Raw genomic sequence first — 21,966 nt, forward strand, 5'->3', positions numbered from 1 at the left:
CCGCGTTACGACCGATCACGACTGCTCGTTGTAGTTGTTGTCACCGTAGCCGCCGTCGTCCATCGATTCGGAGAGCTCCTCGACGCTCCCGTACGTTTCGACCGTCGGTGCTGCGTAGTCTTCCATGGGTTTGACACCCACATAGCACTCATCCAGTACTATCATTGTTATAACCTCTATTCGATTATTGTCTCGCTCAGTAGAACGTGCTTTCTTGGATACTTTCACCGCTTCTAATGTATACACGCGGCCGCCGCCGGTACCACACGCTCCCCTACGGCTCGATTTCGACGAGTTCCTCGTCGGCCATCGTCCGGACGAACTCGAGGACATCTCGCTCACAGGTCTCGGCCGGCACGTCGTACTCCTCCGTGATCGTCTCCACGATCCGCTGCACCGTCGTCGGCTCTTGGAGCAGTTCCCAGACTCGGGGGCCGACGCCGGTGAGCCCCTGATACATCCCCGTGTCGGTGTTGAGAAGCATCAACTCGCCGTCGACGGTGGTCGTCGTCGGGTGATCGCTCGCCGTAACGGTCGTGGTCGTGTCGACTGCGGACATGCGCTTCCGTCGGCACGGATGCATCATAGTTATTCATCGATTACGACACGTCTCAGTCGGAGGCTCTCCTCGACTCGTGTTAGTCGCGCTCTATAACAACTTCATAACTATCCTGTGGTACTCGCAGGTACGCGTATATGACGGAGCCGGACATCTCGACGACCGAAAAACTGCGCTCGTTGCAGGCGGTCGCTCACCACCGCCCAGTGTTCATGGGCTTCGTACTCGTGTTGAGTCTTCTCGGCACGCTGCTCGAAGGGATCGGACTCACGTTCCTGTTCCCTATCATCGAGGCCGCCCAGGCCGGCGGCGATGCGGCGCAGAACGCCGGCGGTGTCACGGGGCTCTTCCTCGAGGCGTATCTGGCGCTCGGGCTCCCGTTCACGCTCGAGTTTTTGATCGGCGGGCTCGCGGCCGTCATGGTCGTTCGATACTCCGTGACGTTTCTCTCGAGTTGGCTTGCGTCGATGCTCACCGTCGAGTACGAGCGGTACCTCCGGACGCACGCCTACGAACTCGCCTTGGGCGCGACCGTCTCCTATTACGATGACGAGGGATCAGACGACATTCTGAACGCTATCATCACGCAGACGCAGTACGCCAGCGGAGCCATCCAACAGATCCTCTCGCTCGTCCAGCAGACGCTGTTGTGTCTGATGTACGCGGCGATCGCGCTCTTCATCGCGCCCGCCCTGACGGTGCTAGCCACTGTCGTCTTCGGCGGTTTGACGTATCTCATCCGTCACGTGATCGAACCCGGCTACACCGTCGGCGATCGGGTCGCGAGCGCGAACGAGCGCGTCCAGGAGAACGTCCAGGCCGGCACGCAGGGAATCCGTGATATCAAACTGTTCGGGATGACCGAGCATCTCCTCGAAGAGTTTCACGAGATCGTCGATCGATACACGACCTCTCGGATCGCGCTGTACAGAAATCAGATCGCGATCGGAAGCTTCTACGAACTCAGCGTGGCGATCGTCCTGTTCGGGCTGATATACGTCGCGATCACGTACCTCGCGCTGTCGATCTCGGCGCTCGGCGTGTTCCTGTTCGCCATGTTCCGCCTCGGTCCGCGGATCAGCGGTCTGAACTCGGCGATCTACGCCATCGAGGGGAACCTGCCGCACCTCGTCAGAACCCACCGTTTCGTTGATCGGCTGGCGGACAACCAAGAGCCGGACGACGGAACGCGGCCGGCACCGGATCGAATCGACACCGTCGAATTCGACGACGTGTCGTTCGCCTACGACGACGGTGAGATCGTCCTCGACGATATCTCGCTCCGTATCGACCGTGGCGAGTTCGTCGGGATCGTCGGCCCCTCCGGGGCGGGCAAATCGACGATCGTCTCGCTTTTGGCTCGGACCTACGATCCGACCGACGGGGAGATCCGAGCCAACGGTACGCCGGTCGAGGAGTTCGACCTTCGCGAGTGGCGCGACAACGTGGCGATGGTGCGACAGGACCCCCACATCTTCAACGACACGCTCCGGTACAACCTCACGACCGGCCGGGACGTCCCTGACCGCGATCTAGAACGTGTCTCCGAGGTCGCACAGATCGCGCACTTTCTCGACGATCTCCCGGCCAGCTACGACACTGTCCTCGGGGACAACGGCGTGAAACTCTCCGGTGGACAGCGCCAGCGCGTCGCGCTCGCTCGCGCCCTGTTGAGCGATGCGGAGCTTTTGATCCTTGACGAGGCGACGAGCGATCTCGACTCGGATCTCGAACGGCGCATCCACGAGACGATCGAACGCCTCGGGGACGACCGAACGGTCGTCGCCATCGCCCACCGGCTCTCGACGGTCCGCGGTGCCGATCGCATATACACGGTCGAACACGGTCGAATCACCGAATCCGGTACCCACCACGACCTGATTCAAAACGACGGGAAGTACGCGCACCTCCACTCAATACAGGACGGCAGCATCGAGCACGCCTGAGGTGGGGAATCCGTCCCCCGGCTCACGGTGGACAGTACGTATCCAACGGCCGAAATCTGGCGTGTTCGTCGAGTTCGCCGATCACGATCTCCCCGCGACGCTCGACCCACGCGTGGGCTTCGAACTCGTCGTCTTTGGCCACGCCGAGGTGGATCTGCGTTCGGTACCCGTTCACCGCGAACAGCCGCTCGCCGACGAGCGCACGCATGAGACACGAAAAGTAGATCGGGATGTAGGCGTCCGTAACCGCGACTACCCACGGAATCGTGTCCGGATCGCGTACGGACGCGTAAGGCGGGAGGACGCGAACGAGCCGATCGAGCGCCCGGTGGGTCCAATCCAACCTGACGAGGGTGAGCAACGCTCGACTCGTGAGGAGTAACACCGTCGTCGTTCCGAGTAAGAGCAGCTCACCCCGGGATAACGAGACGAGTTTACGAGCTGTGGTGATCATTACTCCCCGGGCCTCTCTGTTTGTTGCTCGATACCGACCGGCGTCCGGAGAGACGATGCTCGTGGCTCCATATGGTGCGACATCACACCCCGCCCTGGATTAGTTATAGCCCGATTTACCGGGACGGGTGCGGGCCCTATCGCGCCCCCTCGCGACCGATCCGGATCCGTCGCTACCGTCGAAATCGATCGACGTCCGACACCGCGTCGGAAGCGTCGACCAGTTCGACGGGTCAGCCAGAACTGTGGCCGCTCTCAGTTAGGATCGTTTCCGTTTGAGTGGTCCGGCGGTCCTCTACAGGCTGAGCAGGCCGAGTGCCTCGGGGCTTGACCCCAAGGCGGTTCACCCGTCGGGTTCGAGCACGAAGCTGATCGGCAACGACGTCTCCGGGTTCGATGACCTGATCGCCGATCAAGGCGACGAGACGAAACTCCCGATGCCGTTCGATCCCGACGCCTGACCGGATCGTTTCGACTGTCGCCCTTTCGCCCGCCACCCACCGACGACCCGCTTCTTTGAGTGCGCGTGCGCCGAGCAGATCGTCGAGTTCGTCGACCGCCGATAGACGCCCGCTCTCGGCGACCGCCGGGATCCGGGTGACTCTCGGTGGCCGGTACCGACAGTTCGAAACCGTCCACGGCCCTCCCCGACGACATGGCGATGCGCTATCGGCTCACGAGCGTCGAAACCGTGCTGGATTCCGGCTCCTGGCTGTTCACCGCCCGCGACGGTCGCGGCGAAGACATCGAGGTGGTCCTCGTCCCCTGCGAGGACGCCGACTCCACCATCGAAGCGTGGATCAATCGATGCACCCACGAAGACCAACGACTGTACCGCGAGGGCGTCGGCGTCGTCGTCCGCGACGGCGGCGTCGTCTGTCCCAAACACGGCTCGATATTCGATAGCTGCTCGGGCGACTGTGAAAACGGCCCCGCCGACGGGTCGACGCTCGCCTCGATCGAGGTCACCGTCGACGACGGACAGGTGTATCTGACCGACGAGGACGCGACGTATCTCCACGACGGTCCGAGCGCGGATGACGATGCCGACGATTCCGGGGACGGGCCGGATTCGACCTCTCACCTCCGATTCTGATTGTCTCCGGCGCGCTCACTGTTTCGGTCGTCCCCGGCAGGCGCGCGACCGATCAGTCGTCGACCTCGCGTCGGCTTGCGAACCAAACGACCGCCCCGATCGGCAGCCCCAAAATGGCGATCGGGATGCCGAAGAGCCACAGGAGAACCGCGAGCGAGGGGACGATCGTGCTCAGAAGCCAGCCGACGATACACATCGATAGCCCGACGAGAATGAACGTGCCCGTGGTTTTGGCTGCACGCAGCCCTCCGGTGTCTCCCATTGTATATACTTGAGCGAAACGAGGGATAAAACCACTTGGAAACGCCGCGAGCCGACGCGAAACCAATCGGAGTATCCACCCCAGCCGGATACACCGTTCATGACGCTCCGTATCAGCGGCGGACGGGTGCTCCTCCCCGATCTCTCGGCCAGCGAGGCTGACGTGCTGGTCGATCCCGCGGCGGGTGAGATTCTCGACGTTGGCCCGGATCTCACGGGTGACACAGAACTGGACGCCACGGGCGACCTCGTCATCCCCGGTTTCGTCAGCGCCCACACCCACGCTCCGATGACGCTCTTTCGAGGCTACGCCGACGACAAGCCGGTCGGTGCCTGGCTGCGCGAGGATGTCTGGCCCATCGAGGCCGAGCTGACCGGGCCCGACATCCGCGCCGGCGCTGAACTCGGTACCGTGGAGATGATCCGCTCTGGGACGACGACCTTCGCGGACATGTACTTCGGCGTCGACTTCGAGGCTCTGCACCTGACCCTGATTCACGATCCCGTGCGCCATCTCGTCTACGCCGCTCGGGGGTCGGACGTGCGACACACCGTCTGCGACGGCGACGCGGTGATGCGCGACCGGGAGCTCCTCACGCTCGACTAGGAACGCGTCCGACGCGAGGCCGCCGAGCGCGCGAGCGAACTCGTGACGCGGGCTTCGGAGTGACGCCCCGTCGAGTTGATCTCCTCGATGCTGATGCGATTCGCTCACCGTCGGGATCGCTCTTGATGAGTCTACGCACTCGCTTCGCTCGTCGTGTATAATCATGGAAACTGAGTCCGCCTTCCCCGATGTGAAAACCGGAAGACGTGCTCGCTTCGCTGCGCGCGACTTCTGAGCCCTCGTTCGCTTCGCTCACGAGGACAGAAAAGTCGATCTACACTCGGTCACAAATCGTCAGTAGGACAAGTCCGCCCTCCCCGCCCAAATAACCCTCTACACCGTATCGCAGAAGTGCCGAACTCACTCCCGATCATAGATCTGGAAGGTGCGAACGGCGCTGTTCAGCCTTCTGTCGCTCCGATCGGCGATCGTAGTGTTTGTCGAGGACCTTCTCGCTCGCATCCATCCGATCGCTCACCACCGTCTTGTCGACTTCCTTGATCCTGTAGTAAGTGAGCCTCCCACTTCGGAAGTCGTGCGGGGAGCGAGCTGACGGACAGCGACTTCGCTTTCCCACCTCGGTTGCCTCACACGTCTCGATCTCGCGATCGTGCGGACACCCGTCCCCGTACCAGCACGGGCGAGAGACCTGGTACATTTTGGTTCGAATCGAGCTATGGGTCATTCGTCCGTGCTTGGTCGAAATCAGCGGCTCTCTCCCGTGTTCATCGTAACTTTCGACCCGCTGGTCGCTGATGTAGTCATCGAGCACTCGAGCAACGCCGGCACTGATGCTGTTCCAGCGCTCGCTCTTGTGCTTGTTCTTCAGCGGCGTTCCTTGATCTGGCCGATGGACGAACTTGATTCCCGGTCCCGTGGCATTTGGCCGATCTCCTTCGAGATCGAGATCGTCGACGTCGAGCAGCTGTTCGTTGAGTTTGTCGAGCGAGTGGCGAGCGAGACAGGTTTTGCCTGCACCGGAGGGACCGACGAGGAGCGCATCCTGCGGTGTACCGTCTTCGACAACGGGCTCGAGGGCGGCGGCGAGCCGATTCATCTGCTCGTGTCGGTGGACGATCTCGCGGGGGATGAACTCGTCTTGGAGTACCCGCGCGTCCTGTATCATATCGAGACCGTTCTGCTGGGGATCACTTAAGCGGACGCGGGGCGTGTCCGCTTGTCCGGATTGGTGGTAGTTCGCATGATTTCGGGCAGGCTGACCACCCCCCGGGCGGTTCTCCTATCTAACCTGGTATACGCGCGCGCGTAGTCGAGGCGAGATCTCGTGCTGAGGAATATTCGCGATTAGCTGTGTTGAAATTCCCAGTGCTTGATAGGAGTGGTCTGCTGAATACAGCGCGCGAGTCTTGCACGAAGTTCCAGTAGATTCAGCTAAGCTCGAATCGCTCAATGCAGGGGATTCAGTGATCAGTCAGTAGTAGTGGATTTATTAATTCGAAGGACCCCTTTTCGATATGGATCTCGTCGGTATGGCGCGGAAAATATCTGTGAGCCTAATCGGTGCGCTATTGTTGGTTGTGGTTTTGTCATATATGTATAAAATATTGCCTGAAGATGGCCCTTTTGCAATCAAATCTGCCATAGTTGATATTACCCCCTTCGTAGTCGGAAGTATAGTCGTCGGATTCGGTGTCGTTGGGTTGTGGTTATTGAATGATTCGAGAGGATTCTGATATGCGGGCGGTCGGTACTATTGTTTCTATACTGGCTGTAGCTATCCTCGCTCTAGTTGGGATTCAAATTTTGGGTGCTATTCCACCCGTTGACGGCTTCTTTTCAGATACTGCCGAACAACTGCGGGTCAGCACTGCTTCGGCGCTGGTGCTGGCTGTCGGCAGTGTTGGGGTTGGAGCTTTGATCATCAGCATCTTACGGGGGATGGGCTGATAGCATGTTCGACAGAACAGTTGGTCACATGAGAATGTGTGAAATCAACGGTAGCCGAGTGCTGAACTCATGCTCTGTATGCAGCACTATTTCTGAAACCCATCACTGTGTAGGGGTTTCAACAAGACCACGCGATTAACTCAGGAGTTCCGAGCCCAACTGGTCGAGTTAGACGATCGCGTGCGTGAGCCCGAAATGGCAGGGGTTGCATCCGAGGCAGCGCCGCGCTCGATCGCCTGATGCGATTCACAGCTGTAGCACGCATGGACCGTGTTCGAGTTGTCGCCGAAGACACGAGCGAACTGCTCGCTGACCGAGTTGCCGCACTGTTCGCAGTGGAGATCGTCACCCATCCTCAGTCACCCCGCTGAAGCGGGTTGGCGGGTTCTGGCTCAGTGCCGTCGGGTTTGGTCCCTTCGAGCAGCCAGTCGGACGTCGGCGATTCTGGCGTTTCGTTCTCGAGGCCGCTCCAGGGGTTTGCTCGCTCGTCGGGCCGCTCCAGTTCGATCGTCAGCAAGCGATCGTCGATCGAGGCATCTGGGAAGACCGTGTAGCCATCGTCGAGAACCTCGTCGGTGATGCCGCGCGATGTGAGGATCTTTGCGGGGATTGTAACGAGGTAGACGCGGTTGCCATCCTGCAGCGGCTTGATCTGCAGTTGTCGCGAGATCGCGGCATCGGGCTGTTGCGGGCTGTCCGGCTCGGGGAAGAAGTACGAGATAGCTTCGCGCTCGGGCAGCCACGTCAGCTAGACGGTGTAATCAGTGCTGCCGGTGCGTTCAACCCACTCTGGGATACCCAACTCGCGGACAAATTCGACGGGGACAGTGAAGACGACTGAGCCTGCAGTGATCGGTCTGAGTTTTCGAGCGTTCATGCGGTGACTCTATCACAGGCTGGGATCTGCGGTTCCTAGAGTCTTCCGTCGAACAAACCGGGAGAAATCGGCTTCAGGCGTGGGTGTCGATCCATTCGCACCACGCATGGAAGTCGTCGGCACCGCACTGGTCGGCGATCGATCGAAGGGTTCCGGGCGGGATCTCCCCACCCATTGGGACGGTGACGTTGCGTACTTCTTCGGTTTCGGAATGAATGTATCGGAGTTTGAAGTGGCTCCCCGTTCGGTCGACTGGAACGAACCCCATCTTGGTGAGGGCTTTGACGATTTCCTCGCCAGTAAAGCGTTGCCGGCTCACGAGTGGTCAGATTCGTCGTCGCTATCGAACCACGGTGCCGTCGAAGGTTCGAGATCGTCCGAGACGGTCTCGGGATCGATGCCGATCTCTCGAAAATCCTCATCAGTGACGGGCTCGCCGGCCTCGCCGCTGTGAAGAGCAAGCGCTTCGGCGAGCATCGAAAGGGCTTCTGCTTTGGTGTCGCCGAAGGATGCCACGCCGGTTTCGATGTCGCGAGCGGTGATCGAGCCGTCATCCTCGTGGATGAACTCGACGCCTTCGTTTTTCGCATCGTCCCGGTCAGCGTGGACTGCCATACCCAGATGTATGTGAGAGTCGTATTTCAATCTGTGGTGGCTCTGAGCGATTGTTTCAGTGGGAAACCTCGCTACTCGGTGTGCAACTGGACCTCTTCGGCGATCTCGATTTCGTAGGTCGCTGGGACGGTGAGCGTGTCTGCGATCTCGCGTTTCTGCCGGATGGTGAGATCATCTCGCTCGAAGAGTTCGCGGATATTTTGGTCCATCCGGTAAGTGAACTCCGCCGATTTCATGAGTGCGGTCGTTTTGTTGCAGCTCCAGAAGTCAGCGGCTCGGTCGATGGTCCCGTCGCGATGGCTGTGTTTGCCGTCCGTTCGAATACGCATGCTCGTACACACGAGCGCGATATTCTAGTTATTTCGGCTCACGAACCGGGTGGTACTTTATAAACTGGTATGTGATCGCTCGGGATCTTGGGTAACGGTCGCCGTTGTGGCAGCGCAACTGGGTAGAATATACACACGAGTTTGCTCGGCTCGTGTGCATATCGACGAAAGGACGATCTTCGACGTGTGAGTCCCCGGGGTGGGTCTTGGAATATTCTTTGGGCTTCTTGATAAGTGGGGTGTGAGTTCGGCCATCGATTGTCAGACGCTCTGGTAATGCTCACGAGTACATTAGAATAATCGCCATAGCATAGACTACAGTTCTTCCAATCTGCCATTCTAAACCGCTGAGAGTCTTTTTGGAAGGAATACCGTAGCCAAGATAGAGGAACCCGATTGCGTGATTGAGGCCAGCAACTGCGATGATTAGAAGGCCGAATTCAATGATGGAACTTAGGAAAGAAGTAACGAGTAATATTGGTATGGCAACTAAGACAGCTAAGAACCCTATCGAGACCATCATCACCCCGAAAAGTGAACCATCAGTCTCCTCCTTCTCTACAATGTCATCGAGATTCCTCACGAATTCTTTGAGATCTTCGATCTCGCTGGAATCAGATTCGGGAATATTGCCTTTTAGAGCCTTGTAAGCCACTAATGCGAAGGCATCTGCCATTGGCTCTCGGATTTGTTCTGTAAGGAGATCTGCCTGTTTATCCTCTTGTTCTTGGCGCTTAAAATGAGCTGCGTGAGCAAAAAAATAGGCTCCAAAAAACAAAAAATAGTCCCTGAAGAGTATTTGTTGAAGAAATATAAATACAAAAATAAGTGTTATTGCGATTAATGATGTTGGGATGAGAGTCTCGAATTGGAGTCCAAGAAGAAGTGCCGAGCTAGTGACAATATGATGTACAATGTGGAATACGCATACAAGTGAGAAAAATTCGATGGACTTCTGGGTTTTTGAGATAATATATCCTTCCCGTGCGAACCGACCAGTAACCCCCATTCTCCGGACCAAAGTCAAAAAGAGCAATAAACCTGCGAATATCAGTAAGACAGCATAAATAGGCGAATTTGGCGAAGCAGTTGTAAACACACCTGTCGCAAGTAGAGCATTGAGCGCCACCTCGAAATCGACAGATACTGTTCGATTCTTTTGGAGAATGAGTTGGACAACAGATTGTTCTCCAGCCCCCTGTACACCCTCATTGGATTCAGGCATTGCGTTCGATGTAGATACACGCCCTTATCAAGTGTCGGTACGGTCTGAAAAAATTTCGCGCGCACTCAGGGGCGTTTCATTTGCGCTTCCGCCTGCGGCGCTGTCTGTAGTTTGAATTGTGTGGACTTATCCACACCTCTAAGAGCGAAGTAAAGGGTCCCCTCGAAATTCGCGACGGTGATCTGGCTCTCTATCCCGCTGATCACCCTAATCGGCCGGATCGAAGACTCCAGTTGAAAACAAGGTAAACTTCGTAAATTGTACAGACAGGACCGGATGCGGGGGTTTAGAAATTGCGGTAAAATCGATCGATAGTGATGCCTCTCAACCGTCGTGTATCAGTGCCTCTTCAACAACTCCTGGGCCGACATCCGATACTGGCCGTCTTTCAGCCGCACGTCAACCGTCGCATTCAGGAATCGTTCGCGTTCCCAGCCTGCTTTCATCCACTGGTACAGTCCAGTCGTCAGATCAACGGCGAACTCGCTACGGTACATGTCGACGTTCCCGAATCGGAGTTCGAGCTGAGCCTCACGGCGAACGTCGACGTCCACACCGAACTGATCGAGCCACTCCAACAGCGCGTCGTTTGACAACTCGAGCCCGATCTCGTGCTCGAGCGAGCGGGCGAGCGTATCCATCGCGTCTGTCGCGTGCTCACGCGCTGCCTGTACGTACTGATGTACCTGTTGAGCGATGTGGTTCGATCGAAGCGACAGCTTGCCGTAGTGGTGCTCGACGAGATCTTCGAGGCGATCAATCGCCCGATACACTGTCTGGATGTGCCAGCCGTGTTCATCCGCGATATCTTCTGGCGAGATTTGACCACCGTCCGTCACCAGTGTCGCGAGCACATCGTCGTCGCTCTCTTCGAAGCCATCGACAACATGTTTCATCACGAGTGATTCTTGGCTGCTCTGCAGCTCGGGTGTTGGATCATCGAACACCCGTCGTTGTCGCTGGTTCGTCTCGGCGAGGAAGTATTGATCTTCGACGAACGGACCAATCCCACCGGGTGGATCTCCACCATCGCGATCGTCGTCATCGAGATCGTCGTCAGTAATGGGATAGTCCTCCCACTGTAGCAGATTCAACAGCGCTTCGTCGAGTTCGCGAGCAACTCGCTCACGCTCTTCCCAGCGGATCGGATCGTCTGTTCGAGATGTCTGCAACGAGACTTCGACTTTCGGGTGATACAGCGGATCTTCAGGATCGAGGCTGTCGGCTTCTCGAGCGAGATAGTGTTTGAACTCTTTCGGGAGATGGTGCTGATGGATCAGTTCGCCAGCGCGCTTCGGGCCGATCGTCGCCGTGTGGTAATAGCCGGGAGTCTCGGTGTCATCAGCCACGTACTTCCGATAGCCTTCGCGATCGTTCGCGAGCAGGTTCGAGATCCGGGCGAGCACGCCGTCAACAGAGTGAACCGGTCCTGATTCGCCGCGGATCAAACGGACGTATCGAGCCGCATCTTGGATGTTGCTATACCCTTGGTGAATCCGCTCTTGAGCGAAGTACTGCGAGTCGAAGCCGAGCGCTGTCGTCGCTCGCTGTAACAGCTCTCCGTAGAGATCGAGCGGGAAGTTACTCCCGAGGATGCGGCAGTTGACACCTGTGAGGTCCTTCGGCGTTGAGATTGACTTACCGTTCTGATCAGTCATGTTCGGCGTTCGAGGCGCGATGTGGATGTTGCCGGATCGCTCCCCAATATCGTCATTCTCATCGATCACTTCCCACGCGATACGAAATTCTCGAATCGTCTCGAGAGCTGACGAGGAATGATTGAGCGATCCGATCCCAGAGTTCTGGTAGTAGAGTTTCAGGGAGACAGAGTGATCGCCCACGCGACAGCGCGCGCGTTTTGAGCCATCGTTATCGCGGACAATTTTTTCGGCTGCGTAGAACGGCTCGAGACCGTGCTGACAGCATGCACCGCGATCACCGAAGACGAGGTTGACCGCGACCTCGTGCCACGCTGGGTCGATGAATGCGGCGTTCATCGATCGACTCCCTGTTCGCGAAGTTCCTTTCGCGGTGTCGGGGCCCAGCGGACGATCTCGTCGGTGAAGACGAGTCTGACACCGATCCATCCAGTGGGAAGGTTCGATGCGTCACGGCCGCGACAGGCAGCTGGTATGACGATGTCGTACTGGTGTCGGGTACAGAGCCAGCCGTAGAGCAGTAGCGGCTCTTCGAGTTGCTGTTGGAGTGTACGATCTGCGAAATCTGGCTTTCGAAGCCGCTGGGTACCGCGACTGGAGCTGATGTCCGATCCACACTCGGGACAGATGACGGAGCCGTCGGGGTTGCGCGCGGGTGCGCGAACGACAGGAGCCGGTGTGACGTTGAAGCGACCGAGTCCGTTTCGATCGTTGCGCAGCTCGGTCACCACGTGTCCGACACCTCCGCTTCGCGATCGTCGAGTCGAAGGCGCGCGCGTTTGAGCAGGTTGCCGATCGTACCGGGACGGCGGTTAGTCTCGCGGGCGAGCTGACGGACAGGAACGCTTTGGCGCTCGACTGCGACGTAGGCCTCTCGTTCTGCGTCGGTGAGCGCTGAGAGGTCTCTGAGCCCGTTGTCGTCGAAGTCGGTGAGGCTCAGCTGCGGGCTCACGCGAACCCCTCCGTTTCAGCTACAAAAAGTGCAAGAGGGCGTCGCCCCGCGTTGTGAACCAAGTTCCACTCGAGATTTTGAGCCCGATTTCCGAAATCGTAAACGTGCTTCTCAGTAGCTAAGAGTTGCGTAAACGCGGGATTAAGGGGGTTCCGTACTTCGACTGAAAAGGCAGTCCGCCCTCCCCGATTTGAACGGGGGACAAGTCGATCTACAGTCGACTGCTCTACCAGTCTGAGCTAAGGGCGGTCGTACTCGAACGGAGACGACTGTGTGACTTAACGGTTTTGACCTCGATCCGTTCCCCTCGCCGTCTGACGGGTGGCTGTCGGACGGCGCGCGAAGATTGAAATACCGTCACACACAACTGTCGGACAACGAATGAGCAAGATCACCTTCCGGGCTGACGACGAGCTCATCCGGCAGCTCGAGGAGTTCGACGCCTCGAAGAGCGAGGTGATGCGCGAGGCGCTCCGGACGTATCTCGACGAGAACGACGGCTCTGGCGTAAACGCGCCCGAGGAACGCTCGAAAGGTGAGACGACGCGCGACGCATCCGACGGCTCGCTCGACGACATCATCGCCGAGCGAGTCGACGAAATAATCGCCGAGCGGTTGACGAACGCGTATACGCCTCCAACGCCCCAAGACGTGAACGTAAACATCACGCTTGATGGTGATTCTACCGATGTGTCTCACGAGTCGGACGAGACGCGTAAGACGCCGACGGTCGATCGTGAAAACGCGTCCGACGATCGGGATGACGAGTGTAAACAATGTGGGGAAAACCTACCGCAGTCTGCCGTTTACTGCTCAAACTGTGGGGAGAAAGCGAGCCATCGTGTCTTCTGTGAGTGCGGCGACGAGCTCCGGTCGGACTGGGGATTCTGCCCCGGATGTGGCCGACGCACGCCCGCTGCGGACGTTCTCCAAGACTCGTAAACGCCGAAAAGCGCCCACAGGGGGCTGTAAACGGTGGTTTAGCTGTACTGTCTTACGCCTACAAAAAGATTTAAGTATCCTCCATCTGTGCGTACGTTTGCGTAAGACGACGCGTCTTACATACGGCAGTGGGCCGGCATACGCCGGGTTTCAAACCCGCTGTCAGTGTAAACGTGATTCGATCGCGTGTGCAACGTCGTCTTACTGACGAAACAGAGGGGAACAATATGGAGCGTGTGACACTACGAATCCCGAAGCAGCAGATTGAACAGGTCGAACGCATGGTCGATACGGGGCAATTCCCGAACCGGAGCGAGGCGATTCGCTCCGCCGTGCGCGAGATGATAAACGAGCAGGAGACGGAGCCTCGCGAAAAGAACCGTCCGTGGGCGAAGGTGTAGACGATGCAGGACATCGTCAACTCCGCGCTGGAGAACGCCGAAGCCGAACAGCGAGACATGGACGCAAACCTGGCTGACGACGATGAGTTCGGCGATCCGCGGATCGTCATCGTCGGCTGTGGCGGCGCGGGTAACAACACCGTCAACCGCCTGTACAACATCGGCGTCGACGGTGCGGACACCGTCGCGATCAACACCGACAAACAGCACCTGAAGATGATCGAGGCGGATACGAAGATCCTCGTCGGCAAATCCCTGACCAACGGGCTCGGGGCCGGCGGCGACCCCTCGATGGGCGAGCGCGCCACCGAGATGGCCCAAGGGACGATCAAGGAGGTCCTCGGCGAGGCCGATCTCGTCTTCGTCACCGCGGGCATGGGCGGTGGCACCGGAACCGGGGCCGCACCGGTCGTCTCGAAGATCGCCAAAGAGCAGGGCGCGATAGTCGTGGGGATGGTCTCGACGCCGTTCAACGTCGAGCGCGCCCGCACGGTGAAAGCCGAGGAGGGGCTCGAAAAGCTCCGCAACGAGGCCGACTCGATCATCGTCCTCGACAACAACCGGCTGCTCGATTACGTCCCGAACCTTCCGATCGGCAAGGCCTTCTCCGTGATGGACCAGATCATCGCCGAGACGGTCAAGGGGATCTCGGAGACGATCACGCAACCGTCGCTCATCAACCTCGACTACGCCGACATGACGTCGATCATGAATCAGGGCGGCGTCGCGGTGATGTTAGTCGGCGAGACCCAGGACAAGAACAAGACGAAGGAGGTCGTCAACGACGCGATGAACCACCCGCTTCTCGACGTCGATTATCGAGGTGCTTCGGGCGGTCTGGTCCACATCACGGGTGGCCCGGACCTCACCCTCAAAGAGGCCGAGGGAATCGCTCAGAACATCACCGAACGCCTCGAAGCTTCCGCGAACGTCATCTGGGGCGCGCGCATTCAAGAGGAGTACAAGGGCAAGGTCCGCGTCATGGCGATCATGACCGGCGTTCAGTCCGCCCAGATTCTCGGCCCGACGACACAAAAGCAAGCCGACGCCTCCCGGCAGGCGATCGAGGGTATCGACGACGACGAGTTCAGCTCCTCGAGCAACTCCGGCGGCCAGTTCAACGTCGGCGAGACCGACGGCGGCCGCTCGGAACTCGAGCAGAACAACGGTATTGACGTTGTCAGATAAGTCAGACTTAAAATAATTTTTATCTGCTCTCAGTAACCGACTTTTTATTTCTATAGTCGGGTCTATAGGTCTGATATATCGGGTGTAAACACCGCGTATGACGCTCGGCTGACGAGCGATCAGTCGTCACTCGGCAGCTCGCCGCCGACCGCGTCGACGAGTTCGCACTTCCGGCAGACCTCGTTGTTCGTTGGCGCGCCGCATCGGTCGCACTCACCGCGCGGCGCGTTCTCGTCGCCGCGATACGCCTCCGCTGCGAGCCGCGCGAGCTCCTCGTAGCCGGACATGATCGAGTGCCGCGTTCCGGGGTGGCCGTCCTCGAGTTCGTAGAGGTGCTCCTGTATCTCTCCGCGGTAGGCCTCGCTCGAGTGAGGGCACTCTGCCATGTGTACCGGGAGCGCCGCGAGGTGGGCGTAGAGGGCGACCTCCTTTTCAGGGATGTCCCGGAGCGGCTTCGCGCGCGGTACGAACGGATCGTCGTCGACCTCTCGGTGGTTGAAGCTCCCGAGCGAGGCGTCGAAGTGTTTCGCGACCTGTCGGACGTCGCCCGACAGCAGGTTCATCATCGCGGTCTGAGCCTCGTCGTCGAGGTTGTGTCCCGTCAGGAGCTTGTCCGCACCGTACTCCTCGGCGTACCGTGAGAGCGCGTCGCGTCGGAAGACGCCGCAGTACGCACACGGGGCCATCCCGAGCGGGTCGTCCTCGGCGACCGAGTCCATCTCGACGTCGTATTCGTCGGCGTAGCTGACGACCTCGTGATCGATGTCGAGGTCGTCGGTGAGTTCGAGACACGCGTCGAGGGAGGCGTCCCGGTAGCCCTCGATCCCCTCGTGGATCGTGAGCGCGACGAGTTCGATCCGCGGGTCCGCCGCGAACGTCTCGTGGAGGAGGTGGGTGAGCACGACGCTGTCCTTGCCGCCCGAGAGGCCGATGAGCCACGTCTCGGGGTTCTCGCCGGTCGCGGTATCGGAGATGAGCGCGTCGTCGCGGATCCGCCGTCGGACGCGCGACTCGACGGACCGGCGAAAGTGGCTCTCACAGAGGTGAAGCCCGGAGTACGCGGCGTGCATGACCGCATCCTCGCCGCATTTATCGCACTGCATTATCCCCAATTGCCGGGTCGATCGGATACGGGTTTCGGCTCGGAGGGACAACCGTTTGTTTCGTCGGCCCCTCCGGTTCGACGATGAGCTATAGTCGGGCCGACGCGGTCGAGCGCCTCCGTAACGTCATCGAGACGGTCGAGTCCGAACCGATGCCGGTCCCGGTCCGCGAGGTGTGGGTCTTCGGCGACGCGGTGCTCGGTATGGACCCGATCGATCGCCTCGGCGTCTACCTGACGAAGGAGCTCCTGTTCAAGGACGCCCCGGAGCGGGAGGCGGAGTTCGAATCGAGCCTCGGCGTCTCTGGCGTGGGGAAGACGGTCTCCGCGGAATGGGCCGACGCGTTCCCCGAGCGCGTCCGGGCGAACGCCGCGGGTCACGCCGCGCCCGAGCGCTGTCTGGCCGCCCATCTGTTCGACGACGGCGAGCCCGTCCACGTGGAGGTCTGCAACACCGGCTTCGAGGACAATGTCACTCAGCGATTGAGGGGCGCGCAGGCGAGGGGCGATTACACACAGCTGCTCGACCCGCGCGCCGCCTGTCTGTGGGTCGACACCGACGAGGGTGGCCGAACGAGCGCCGAGGCGTTCCGGAAGCTCGAAACCGGCGAGTTCGTCTTCCCGACGCTGTCGGCCAGCCTGTCGATGCTCGGCATGGACGACGAGGAGGCAGAACGCGCCGCCGAGACGCTCCGCGAGCAGCGCTCCGATCGCGACGGCGTCAGCGTTCGCGGTGACGTGGTGTAGCGCTGTCGCTCCGAGACTCGATCGGCACGAAAAACGTCGTTCTGCTCAGCGAAGGTCGGGAACGACCGGAGCCTCTACTTCGTTGACGTCGTAGCGTTTGCGCGGCCCGCCGTCAGCTCGAATCTCGGTCATCGTGTCCGCTCGTGGCATCACCGGAACCATCGGCGCGATCTCGTTTCGCGTCATCTACGTTGACCAATAACCTTCACGGTCTTAAATGTTAATGATTGTTGGTGATGTTTGCGGCAAATACTGCCGATCGGCTCGATTGGTTCGAGGGGACCACCGGCCCGACCGCTGAACCCAACCCTTATATCCGAATTCGACTCACTCGCAAGCAACGAATGGTCGAAGCGCTCGCCGTGGCCTCTGGCAAGGGCGGCACCGGCAAGACGACGAGTACGATGGCGCTCGGAATGGCGCTTGCCGAACGCTACGACGTGACCGTCGTCGACGCCGATACCGGGATGGCGAACCTCCTGTTTCACGCGGGGCTCGCGGACGTCGAAACAACGCTACACGACGTTCTCGTCGATGGCGGCGCGCCCGTCGAGGCGGCCACGTACGAGCGGTTCGGCATGTCCGTCGTCCCCTGCGGCACCTCCCTCGCCGCCTTCGAAGCGGCCGACCCCGAACGGCTCCGCGACGTCGTCGCCGACCTCGCCGCCGACACTGACGTCCTGTTGCTCGACTCGCCCGCGACGCTGGGTTCGAAGAGCGCCGTCCTCCCGATCGTGCTGGCCGACCGCGTCGTGGTCGTCCTCAACCCGACAGTTCCGTCGATCTCCGACGGCCTCAAAGTGCAGGAGTACGCGCTGTCGTACGGCTCGGAGATCGCCGGCACGGTGTTCAACCGCGCCCGCGGTGACATCACCGAGGTGCGCGAGAAGGCCGAGCGCTACTTCGAGGGGCCGACGCTCGCGACGGTGCCCGAGAGCGACGCCGTTCGGGCGGCCCGCTCGGCCGGTGTACCGCTCCTCGCACACGCGCCCGAGACGCCGGCCGCCGACGCGTTCCGGACCGCCGCGGATCGGCTCTCGGTGAACGACGGCGACTCCGCGGCCGTCGCCGACCGGTTCCGAAACGTCGTGGTCCCCGATCCGCTATGATCCCCGACGGCGAGCTGCGCCGGTCGCGGGTGCTCACCGATCTCTCGCCGGCGCTGGAAGACGCTCTCGAGCAACGACTCGACGGCTACGCGCTGGTGTCGCCTCGGGACGCGCTGCTCGGCGACGCCGACGAGTGCGGCGTCATCACCTTCGAGGCGGGCGTCGCGACGCTCGCGTACCACACCGGCACCGATCGCGGCGGACCGACCGCCCTCGACGACACCGGATCGCCGCCGTATCACTTCGAACTGTACGCGCTCGATGCCGACGCGCTCGACCTCCCGCATCGGACCGACGCTCTCCGCATCCCGCCGGGGACGGTCGCCGATCGGTTAGCCGACGACCCCGAACTCGCCGGCCGAATCCGCGGGACGGCGAACGACACCGAACCGGCCGACATCAGCGCCGTCGAATCGTTCCTCGATGACGCCGAGGCGGTGTCGGAACTCCGTGACGACGCGCGCCGTGACGCGCTCGACCGGGCCGACGAATGGGGCTTCGCCGACGCGATCGACGGGTGAGAACCGCCGCCACGCTTTATTCGATCGGCCGCCTCGGTCCGCCATGGACGCGAAGAACTTTCTGTTCTGTTCGCTCGACGCGGCGATCATCGGCGACGTCGGCTTGTAGGTCCACAGGGAGGGACACGGTGTGAAATACTACATCGAGAGCTCGCGGAACGCGGCTGTCGTCTTCGAGACCGACAGCCGCGAGGGAATACACATCGAGGACGTCAAAAACGTCGAGGGGCAGTGGCGGGTGGCCGGCGACAGCGGGATGCCGCTCGTCGTGACCGGGAAGGGCGAGACGATGCAGGAGGCTCGCGAGCAGTGTTACGACCGCATCGACGACATCGTCATCCCCAACCTGTACTACCGCGACGACATCGGCGAACGCTGGATCGACGGCGACGGCGATCGCCCCCTCGCGTGGGGGTATCTCGGGCCGAACGACGGGTGAGCGACTGGTCGCAGTCGGTGAGAACTGACTCGCGACGGCACACCTCCGGACGCGCTCCTCACCGGATCGGGAGCGAGATCCGTTCGACCGCCTCGCCGTACTCCGCGGCCCACGCCCACAGCGACTCGACCGTCCACGTCACGTCGTCGAACTCGCGTCCGGCCAGCCGGTCGGCGTCGCCGCCGCGAGCGATAGTCACGTGCGGAACGTAGTCGTCGCCTTCGATCCCGTCGATCGGATCGAACGCGGTACAGAGTCGCCGATGACACTCGAGGAGCCCAGGCGATTCGATCCGGAGATACGCGACGGGACCGCGGCCGACCGGCGGCGATCGGAAGACGCCCACGCCGCCGGTCCGGGCGTCGAACGGGCCGACACCCGCCAGTTCACGCCTGATCCGTCGGGCGAGGCTTGCGGGTGCGCCGTCGCCGAGTCGCTTGACGACGAGCGTGTGTCGATCTCGGGGCGTCGCGTCGAAACAATCGCTCGCGAGGCCGCGCGCGAGTCTGGATACGTCTGCCGGTACCGGCGCGTTACAGCTGTACACTAGAGATAATCGAGGAAGTACGCGACGATGAGGACGACGATCACGATCGCGATGACCGGGCCGATCGACGCGAGGATGCTGATGAACTCCCCGACGATCTCCAAGACGAGTATCGCGATCACGAGCAGGAGGACGATCTTCAGCAGGTCCTCGACTTCGAGTGCGCCCCTGTCGAACATGCTGATCCGTGGGGCCGCCCCGATAAAAAGCGCTCCGGCCGATCCGACACGGCAGTCCCTCGACGACGTGCAACCGGTCGGCTTTTGGCCCCTGGCGGCCATCTCCGGACAGATGCACACCGCCGCCCGAATCGCCGTCGTCTGCTGTATCGCGGCCCTCGCGCTCTGTGGGTTCGCCGGCAGCGCCGCCGCCGTCGACGCTCCCGCGGCCGGCCAATTCATCGTCGAACTCGAGCCGAACGGCGACGCGAACGTCGTGTTCACGGACGAGTTCGACCTGACCGACGCCGAGGATCGAGCCGTCTTCGAGGACGCACAGAGCAACGCGGAGCTTCGCGCGGCGGCCGCCCAACGGTTCCGCGGGGAGATGCAGTTCGTCTCCGACGAGGCGAGCGCGGACCTCGATCGGGAACTCCGCGTCGGCGAGGTGACAGTCGAGACGGCCGTCGACGGCGAGACGGGGATCGTCGCCTACCAGTTCCGCTGGGAGAACCTCGCCCGCATCGAGGGCGACCGACTCGTGCTGTCGGAGCCGTTCTCGACGTACGACAGCCTCGATCGCGAACTCGTCGTCATCGCCCCGGAAGGCGAAGCGCTGACGAGCGTCTCTCCGCGCCCCGAACGGCTCGGCGAGGAAGCCGCGACGTGGCCGGGGCTGACGCAGTTCGGCGAGCGCTTCGAGGTCGTCGCGACCGGGGCGAACGGCTCCGCCGCAGCCGAGACGACCGCCGATCTCGATCCCGTCTCACACTCCCCGGCGAACGCGGACACCTACGGCGGCGCACCGATCGCACTCGGCGTCGCGGTGCTCCTTCTCGGCTCGCTTCTCGTCGGTCGGGAGCGGTAGTTCGTCGATCGCGGCACGGTCGTGCTATCGCGTCCCATTCGACCGGCGTTTCGCAAGCATTTAATACCGCTCTGTGGATACTCACGAGTACATGACGCGACCCTACCGCACCGGCGCGATCGCTTCCAGCGGTAGGTCCACTCTTCTCTCGCGACCGCGGCGGGCCGGTAGGCCCGAATAGTATCCACTCCCCCGTCGCGCTCGCCCCGATTTCAACGATGACCGTCCGGCCGACGGTCCCCAACCAACCACACAATGTCAGATACCGAACACGTCGCACTCGCCTTCTCCGGCGGGCTCGACACGACCGTCTGCGTACCGCTGCTCGAAGAAGAATACGGCTACGACGAAGTGATCGGCGTCACGGTCGACGTCGGTCAGCCCGAAGCGGAGTTCGCCGAGGCCGAGGAGACCGCCGAGGCGCTCGACCTCGACCACTACGTCGTCGACGCGAAAGCCGAGTTTGCCGAGCTGTGTTTCGACGCCGTTCGCGCGAACGCCTCCTATCAGGGCTACCCGCTCGGGACCGCCCTCGCGCGCCCGGTGATCGCCACCGCGATCCTCGAGGTCGGGAAAGAACACGGCTGCACCGGCCTCGCACACGGTTCGACCGGGAAGGGCAACGACCAACTGCGCTTCGAGGCCGTCTGGCGCGACTCCGATCTGGAGGTCATCGCCCCCGTCCGCGAACTCGGGCTGACGCGAAAGTTCGAACAGGAGTACGCCGAGGAGCGCGACCTTCCGATCGAGGGCGGTGACGAGGGGAAATACAGCATCGACACGAACCTCTGGAGCCGCTCGATCGAGGGCTCGGAGCTCGAGGAGCCGAGCTACGTTCCGCCGGAGGACATCTACGAGTGGACCACCGCGCCGACCGCCGAGACGCTCGAGATCCAGGTCGGCTTCGAGGACGGCTACCCGGTCAGTCTCGACGGTGACGAGATGGAGCCGGTCGCGCTCATCGAGGAACTCAACGACCTCGCCGGCGGCTACGGCGTCGGTCGCTCCGACATCATGGAGGACCGGATGCTCGGACTGAAGGTCAGAGAGAACTACGAGCACCCGGCGGCGACGACCCTGCTCAACGCCCACGCCGCGCTCGAGGACCTCGTGTTGACGAAGGAGGAGCGCGCGTTCAAAAAGCGGGTCGACCACGAGTGGTCCGAGAAGGGGTATCAGGGCCTCGTCAACGCGCCGCTGGTCCGCGCGCTCGAGGGGTTCATCGCCGAGACGCAGACCCGCGTCACGGGCAGCGTGACGATCCGCTTCGAGGGCGGGCAGGCCCGCCCGGTCGGCCGATCCTCGCCGTACGCGGTGTACTCCGCGGAGGCGGCCTCGTTCAACACCGAGGACATCACGGGGAGCATCGAGCAGAGCGACGCGACGGGGGTCGCGAAGTACCACGGGTTCCAAGAGCGTCTGGCGAACCGCGTGATCGGTCAGCACAACGAGTGAGTC

The 21,966-nt window shown here is 61.1% G+C and carries 30 protein-coding genes, 1 tRNA gene and 2 pseudogenes; 15 read left to right on the forward strand and 18 right to left on the reverse strand.

The window, feature by feature from the left end; genetic code table 11:
- Nucleotides 1-274: 274 nt before the first annotated feature.
- Complete coding sequence (locus tag DM868_RS09770; RefSeq protein WP_170964475.1) at nucleotides 275-559, reverse strand: PqqD family peptide modification chaperone; 285 nt, start codon at nucleotides 557-559, stop codon at nucleotides 275-277.
- A 137-nt stretch (nucleotides 560-696) separates the two neighbouring features.
- On the opposite strand from DM868_RS09770, the gene DM868_RS09775 reads away from it, so the two are divergent.
- Entirely contained in the window at nucleotides 697-2,505 is a 1,809-nt protein-coding gene (locus tag DM868_RS09775; RefSeq protein ID WP_137276697.1) for an ABC transporter ATP-binding protein, read from the forward strand.
- Between the two features lie 22 nt (nucleotides 2,506-2,527).
- Here DM868_RS09775 and DM868_RS09780 read toward each other — a convergent pair whose 3' ends face one another.
- The gene (locus tag DM868_RS09780; protein WP_137276698.1) at nucleotides 2,528-2,959 is read right to left on the reverse strand and encodes a lasso peptide biosynthesis B2 protein; all 432 of its coding nucleotides are present in this window, start codon (nucleotides 2,957-2,959) and stop codon (nucleotides 2,528-2,530) included.
- A 274-nt stretch (nucleotides 2,960-3,233) separates the two neighbouring features.
- On the opposite strand from DM868_RS09780, the gene DM868_RS09785 reads away from it, so the two are divergent.
- Complete coding sequence (locus tag DM868_RS09785; protein WP_137276699.1) at nucleotides 3,234-3,419, forward strand: hypothetical protein; 186 nt, start codon at nucleotides 3,234-3,236, stop codon at nucleotides 3,417-3,419.
- Between the two features lie 194 nt (nucleotides 3,420-3,613).
- Nucleotides 3,614-4,054, forward strand: a complete 441-nt coding sequence (locus DM868_RS09790; RefSeq protein WP_137276819.1) for a Rieske (2Fe-2S) protein — start codon at nucleotides 3,614-3,616, stop codon at nucleotides 4,052-4,054.
- A gap of 52 nt (nucleotides 4,055-4,106) precedes the next feature.
- Here the strand turns inward: DM868_RS09790 and DM868_RS09795 are convergent, their stop codons facing one another.
- Nucleotides 4,107-4,316, reverse strand: coding sequence for a hypothetical protein (locus tag DM868_RS09795; RefSeq protein ID WP_137276700.1), 210 nt, complete (start codon nucleotides 4,314-4,316; stop codon nucleotides 4,107-4,109).
- Between the two features lie 99 nt (nucleotides 4,317-4,415).
- Between DM868_RS09795 and DM868_RS09800 the strand changes: the two are divergent.
- Nucleotides 4,416-4,781: pseudogene (locus DM868_RS09800) on the forward strand (amidohydrolase family protein); the annotation flags it as partial.
- A gap of 511 nt (nucleotides 4,782-5,292) precedes the next feature.
- Here the strand turns inward: DM868_RS09800 and DM868_RS09805 are convergent.
- Nucleotides 5,293-6,048 carry an orc1/cdc6 family replication initiation protein gene (locus tag DM868_RS09805; RefSeq protein WP_187349121.1) on the reverse strand — a complete coding sequence of 252 codons (756 nt, stop codon included), beginning with the start codon at nucleotides 6,046-6,048 and terminating at the stop codon, nucleotides 5,293-5,295.
- A 349-nt stretch (nucleotides 6,049-6,397) separates the two neighbouring features.
- Here DM868_RS09805 and DM868_RS09810 point away from each other — a divergent pair, with 349 nt between their 5' ends.
- The gene (locus DM868_RS09810; RefSeq protein ID WP_137276702.1) at nucleotides 6,398-6,616 is read left to right on the forward strand and encodes a hypothetical protein; all 219 of its coding nucleotides are present in this window, start codon (nucleotides 6,398-6,400) and stop codon (nucleotides 6,614-6,616) included.
- A complete protein-coding gene (locus tag DM868_RS09815) occupies nucleotides 6,597-6,830 on the forward strand; it encodes a hypothetical protein (RefSeq protein WP_137276703.1) in 234 nt (77 codons plus the stop codon). The genes DM868_RS09810 and DM868_RS09815 overlap by 20 nt, the downstream gene beginning before the upstream one ends.
- 140 nt (nucleotides 6,831-6,970) lie before the next feature.
- On the opposite strand, the gene DM868_RS15895 is transcribed toward DM868_RS09815, so the two are convergent.
- The 10 genes from DM868_RS15895 to DM868_RS09855 all read right to left on the reverse strand — a co-directional run bounded on the left by DM868_RS15895 (nucleotide 6,971) and on the right by DM868_RS09855 (nucleotide 12,735).
- Entirely contained in the window at nucleotides 6,971-7,183 is a 213-nt protein-coding gene (locus DM868_RS15895; protein ID WP_449289566.1) for a DUF7563 family protein, read from the reverse strand.
- 2 nt (nucleotides 7,184-7,185) lie between these two features.
- Nucleotides 7,186-7,347 carry a hypothetical protein gene (locus DM868_RS15135; RefSeq protein ID WP_170964476.1) on the reverse strand — a complete coding sequence of 54 codons (162 nt, stop codon included), beginning with the start codon at nucleotides 7,345-7,347 and terminating at the stop codon, nucleotides 7,186-7,188.
- A gap of 433 nt (nucleotides 7,348-7,780) precedes the next feature.
- Nucleotides 7,781-8,026 (reverse strand): type II toxin-antitoxin system HicA family toxin, encoded by a 246-nt coding sequence (locus tag DM868_RS09820; RefSeq protein ID WP_137276704.1) that lies wholly within the window; start codon nucleotides 8,024-8,026, stop codon nucleotides 7,781-7,783.
- A complete protein-coding gene (locus tag DM868_RS09825; protein ID WP_222845520.1) occupies nucleotides 8,023-8,322 on the reverse strand; it encodes a type II toxin-antitoxin system HicB family antitoxin in 300 nt (99 codons plus the stop codon). Before DM868_RS09825 ends, DM868_RS09820 begins: the two co-directional genes overlap by 4 nt.
- 71 nt (nucleotides 8,323-8,393) lie before the next feature.
- Nucleotides 8,394-8,651: a DUF7692 domain-containing protein gene (locus tag DM868_RS09830; protein ID WP_137276705.1), complete on the reverse strand. Its 258-nt coding sequence runs from the start codon at nucleotides 8,649-8,651 to the stop codon at nucleotides 8,394-8,396.
- Nucleotides 8,652-8,931: 280 nt separating this feature from the next.
- On the reverse strand, nucleotides 8,932-9,876 hold the full coding sequence (locus DM868_RS09835) for a hypothetical protein (RefSeq protein WP_137276706.1): 945 nt from the start codon (nucleotides 9,874-9,876) through the stop codon (nucleotides 8,932-8,934).
- A gap of 338 nt (nucleotides 9,877-10,214) precedes the next feature.
- A complete protein-coding gene (locus DM868_RS09840) occupies nucleotides 10,215-11,873 on the reverse strand; it encodes a DUF7845 domain-containing protein (protein WP_137276707.1) in 1,659 nt (552 codons plus the stop codon).
- Nucleotides 11,870-12,262, reverse strand: a complete 393-nt coding sequence (locus tag DM868_RS09845) for a hypothetical protein (protein ID WP_137276708.1) — start codon at nucleotides 12,260-12,262, stop codon at nucleotides 11,870-11,872. Before DM868_RS09845 ends, DM868_RS09840 begins: the two co-directional genes overlap by 4 nt.
- Nucleotides 12,259-12,486, reverse strand: a complete 228-nt coding sequence (locus DM868_RS09850) for an RNA polymerase subunit sigma-24 (RefSeq protein WP_170964477.1) — start codon at nucleotides 12,484-12,486, stop codon at nucleotides 12,259-12,261. Before DM868_RS09850 ends, DM868_RS09845 begins: the two co-directional genes overlap by 4 nt.
- A 175-nt stretch (nucleotides 12,487-12,661) precedes the next feature.
- Nucleotides 12,662-12,735: transfer RNA gene (locus DM868_RS09855), tRNA-Tyr, on the reverse strand.
- Between the two features lie 132 nt (nucleotides 12,736-12,867).
- On the opposite strand from DM868_RS09855, the gene DM868_RS09860 reads away from it, so the two are divergent.
- The 3 genes from DM868_RS09860 to ftsZ all read left to right on the forward strand — a co-directional run bounded on the left by DM868_RS09860 (nucleotide 12,868) and on the right by ftsZ (nucleotide 15,017).
- Nucleotides 12,868-13,428, forward strand: coding sequence for a double zinc ribbon domain-containing protein (locus DM868_RS09860; protein ID WP_137276709.1), 561 nt, complete (start codon nucleotides 12,868-12,870; stop codon nucleotides 13,426-13,428).
- Nucleotides 13,429-13,655: 227 nt separating this feature from the next.
- Complete coding sequence (locus DM868_RS09865) at nucleotides 13,656-13,829, forward strand: ribbon-helix-helix domain-containing protein (protein WP_137276710.1); 174 nt, start codon at nucleotides 13,656-13,658, stop codon at nucleotides 13,827-13,829.
- A gap of 3 nt (nucleotides 13,830-13,832) precedes the next feature.
- Nucleotides 13,833-15,017 (forward strand): cell division protein FtsZ, encoded by a 1,185-nt coding sequence (gene ftsZ / locus DM868_RS09870; RefSeq protein WP_137276711.1) that lies wholly within the window; start codon nucleotides 13,833-13,835, stop codon nucleotides 15,015-15,017.
- Nucleotides 15,018-15,136: 119 nt separating this feature from the next.
- Here ftsZ and ncsA read toward each other — a convergent pair whose 3' ends face one another.
- Complete coding sequence (ncsA, locus tag DM868_RS09875; protein ID WP_137276712.1) at nucleotides 15,137-16,120, reverse strand: tRNA 2-thiolation protein NcsA; 984 nt, start codon at nucleotides 16,118-16,120, stop codon at nucleotides 15,137-15,139.
- An 83-nt stretch (nucleotides 16,121-16,203) separates the two neighbouring features.
- On the opposite strand from ncsA, the gene DM868_RS09880 reads away from it, so the two are divergent.
- Entirely contained in the window at nucleotides 16,204-16,866 is a 663-nt protein-coding gene (locus DM868_RS09880) for a DUF7095 family protein (RefSeq protein WP_137276713.1), read from the forward strand.
- A gap of 45 nt (nucleotides 16,867-16,911) precedes the next feature.
- On the opposite strand, the gene DM868_RS15140 is transcribed toward DM868_RS09880, so the two are convergent.
- Complete coding sequence (locus DM868_RS15140) at nucleotides 16,912-17,052, reverse strand: hypothetical protein (RefSeq protein WP_170964478.1); 141 nt, start codon at nucleotides 17,050-17,052, stop codon at nucleotides 16,912-16,914.
- A gap of 158 nt (nucleotides 17,053-17,210) precedes the next feature.
- On the opposite strand from DM868_RS15140, the gene DM868_RS09885 reads away from it, so the two are divergent.
- From DM868_RS09885 to DM868_RS09895, 3 genes and pseudogenes are all read left to right on the forward strand, one after another.
- Nucleotides 17,211-17,975, forward strand: a complete 765-nt coding sequence (locus tag DM868_RS09885) for a nucleotide-binding protein (RefSeq protein WP_137276714.1) — start codon at nucleotides 17,211-17,213, stop codon at nucleotides 17,973-17,975.
- Complete coding sequence (locus DM868_RS09890) at nucleotides 17,972-18,496, forward strand: hypothetical protein (protein WP_137276715.1); 525 nt, start codon at nucleotides 17,972-17,974, stop codon at nucleotides 18,494-18,496. The genes DM868_RS09885 and DM868_RS09890 overlap by 4 nt, the downstream gene beginning before the upstream one ends.
- Nucleotides 18,497-18,629: 133 nt before the next feature.
- A pseudogene (locus tag DM868_RS09895) lies at nucleotides 18,630-18,935 on the forward strand (phosphoribosylglycinamide synthetase C domain-containing protein); the annotation flags it as partial.
- A 58-nt stretch (nucleotides 18,936-18,993) separates the two neighbouring features.
- Here DM868_RS09895 and DM868_RS09900 read toward each other — a convergent pair.
- Both DM868_RS09900 and DM868_RS09905 read right to left on the reverse strand, forming a co-directional pair.
- Nucleotides 18,994-19,482, reverse strand: coding sequence for a 2'-5' RNA ligase family protein (locus DM868_RS09900; protein ID WP_137276716.1), 489 nt, complete (start codon nucleotides 19,480-19,482; stop codon nucleotides 18,994-18,996).
- Nucleotides 19,482-19,661: a DUF7554 family protein gene (locus tag DM868_RS09905; RefSeq protein ID WP_137276717.1), complete on the reverse strand. Its 180-nt coding sequence runs from the start codon at nucleotides 19,659-19,661 to the stop codon at nucleotides 19,482-19,484. The genes DM868_RS09900 and DM868_RS09905 overlap by 1 nt, the downstream gene beginning before the upstream one ends.
- Here DM868_RS09905 and DM868_RS09910 point away from each other — a divergent pair.
- Both DM868_RS09910 and DM868_RS09915 read left to right on the forward strand, forming a co-directional pair.
- On the forward strand, nucleotides 19,660-20,508 hold the full coding sequence (locus tag DM868_RS09910; protein ID WP_137276718.1) for a DUF7345 domain-containing protein: 849 nt from the start codon (nucleotides 19,660-19,662) through the stop codon (nucleotides 20,506-20,508). The genes DM868_RS09905 and DM868_RS09910 overlap by 2 nt on opposite strands.
- Before the next feature lie 255 nt (nucleotides 20,509-20,763).
- Nucleotides 20,764-21,963, forward strand: coding sequence for an argininosuccinate synthase (locus DM868_RS09915; protein ID WP_137276719.1), 1,200 nt, complete (start codon nucleotides 20,764-20,766; stop codon nucleotides 21,961-21,963).
- The last annotated feature ends 3 nt before the right edge of the window (nucleotides 21,964-21,966 follow it).

Origin of the sequence: Natronomonas salsuginis, assembly GCF_005239135.1 — an archaeon.
Taxonomy (GTDB): domain Archaea; phylum Halobacteriota; class Halobacteria; order Halobacteriales; family Haloarculaceae; genus Natronomonas; species Natronomonas salsuginis.

Bases quoted from the DNA above. Each gene is read 5' to 3' on its own strand.
- DM868_RS09770 (WP_170964475.1), bottom strand. From the start codon at position 559: ATGTCCGCAGTCGACACGACCACGACCGTTACGGCGAGCGATCACCCG.
- DM868_RS09775 (WP_137276697.1), top strand. From the start codon at position 697: ATGACGGAGCCGGACATCTCGACGACCGAAAAACTGCGCTCGTTGCAG.
- DM868_RS09780 (WP_137276698.1), bottom strand. From the start codon at position 2,959: ATGATCACCACAGCTCGTAAACTCGTCTCGTTATCCCGGGGTGAGCTG.
- DM868_RS09790 (WP_137276819.1), top strand. From the start codon at position 3,614: ATGGCGATGCGCTATCGGCTCACGAGCGTCGAAACCGTGCTGGATTCC.
- DM868_RS09795 (WP_137276700.1), bottom strand. From the start codon at position 4,316: ATGGGAGACACCGGAGGGCTGCGTGCAGCCAAAACCACGGGCACGTTC.
- DM868_RS09805 (WP_187349121.1), bottom strand. From the start codon at position 6,048: ATGATACAGGACGCGCGGGTACTCCAAGACGAGTTCATCCCCCGCGAG.
- DM868_RS09810 (WP_137276702.1), top strand. From the start codon at position 6,398: ATGGATCTCGTCGGTATGGCGCGGAAAATATCTGTGAGCCTAATCGGT.
- DM868_RS09815 (WP_137276703.1), top strand. From the start codon at position 6,597: ATGATTCGAGAGGATTCTGATATGCGGGCGGTCGGTACTATTGTTTCT.
- DM868_RS15895 (WP_449289566.1), bottom strand. From the start codon at position 7,183: ATGGGTGACGATCTCCACTGCGAACAGTGCGGCAACTCGGTCAGCGAG.
- DM868_RS09825 (WP_222845520.1), bottom strand. From the start codon at position 8,322: ATGGCAGTCCACGCTGACCGGGACGATGCGAAAAACGAAGGCGTCGAG.
- DM868_RS09830 (WP_137276705.1), bottom strand. From the start codon at position 8,651: ATGCGTATTCGAACGGACGGCAAACACAGCCATCGCGACGGGACCATC.
- DM868_RS09835 (WP_137276706.1), bottom strand. From the start codon at position 9,876: ATGCCTGAATCCAATGAGGGTGTACAGGGGGCTGGAGAACAATCTGTT.
- DM868_RS09840 (WP_137276707.1), bottom strand. From the start codon at position 11,873: ATGAACGCCGCATTCATCGACCCAGCGTGGCACGAGGTCGCGGTCAAC.
- DM868_RS09860 (WP_137276709.1), top strand. From the start codon at position 12,868: ATGAGCAAGATCACCTTCCGGGCTGACGACGAGCTCATCCGGCAGCTC.
- DM868_RS09865 (WP_137276710.1), top strand. From the start codon at position 13,656: ATGGAGCGTGTGACACTACGAATCCCGAAGCAGCAGATTGAACAGGTC.
- ftsZ (WP_137276711.1), top strand. From the start codon at position 13,833: ATGCAGGACATCGTCAACTCCGCGCTGGAGAACGCCGAAGCCGAACAG.
- ncsA (WP_137276712.1), bottom strand. From the start codon at position 16,120: ATGCAGTGCGATAAATGCGGCGAGGATGCGGTCATGCACGCCGCGTAC.
- DM868_RS09880 (WP_137276713.1), top strand. From the start codon at position 16,204: ATGAGCTATAGTCGGGCCGACGCGGTCGAGCGCCTCCGTAACGTCATC.
- DM868_RS15140 (WP_170964478.1), bottom strand. From the start codon at position 17,052: ATGACGCGAAACGAGATCGCGCCGATGGTTCCGGTGATGCCACGAGCG.
- DM868_RS09885 (WP_137276714.1), top strand. From the start codon at position 17,211: ATGGTCGAAGCGCTCGCCGTGGCCTCTGGCAAGGGCGGCACCGGCAAG.
- DM868_RS09890 (WP_137276715.1), top strand. From the start codon at position 17,972: ATGATCCCCGACGGCGAGCTGCGCCGGTCGCGGGTGCTCACCGATCTC.
- DM868_RS09910 (WP_137276718.1), top strand. From the start codon at position 19,660: ATGCTGATCCGTGGGGCCGCCCCGATAAAAAGCGCTCCGGCCGATCCG.
- DM868_RS09905 (WP_137276717.1), bottom strand. From the start codon at position 19,661: ATGTTCGACAGGGGCGCACTCGAAGTCGAGGACCTGCTGAAGATCGTC.
- DM868_RS09915 (WP_137276719.1), top strand. From the start codon at position 20,764: ATGTCAGATACCGAACACGTCGCACTCGCCTTCTCCGGCGGGCTCGAC.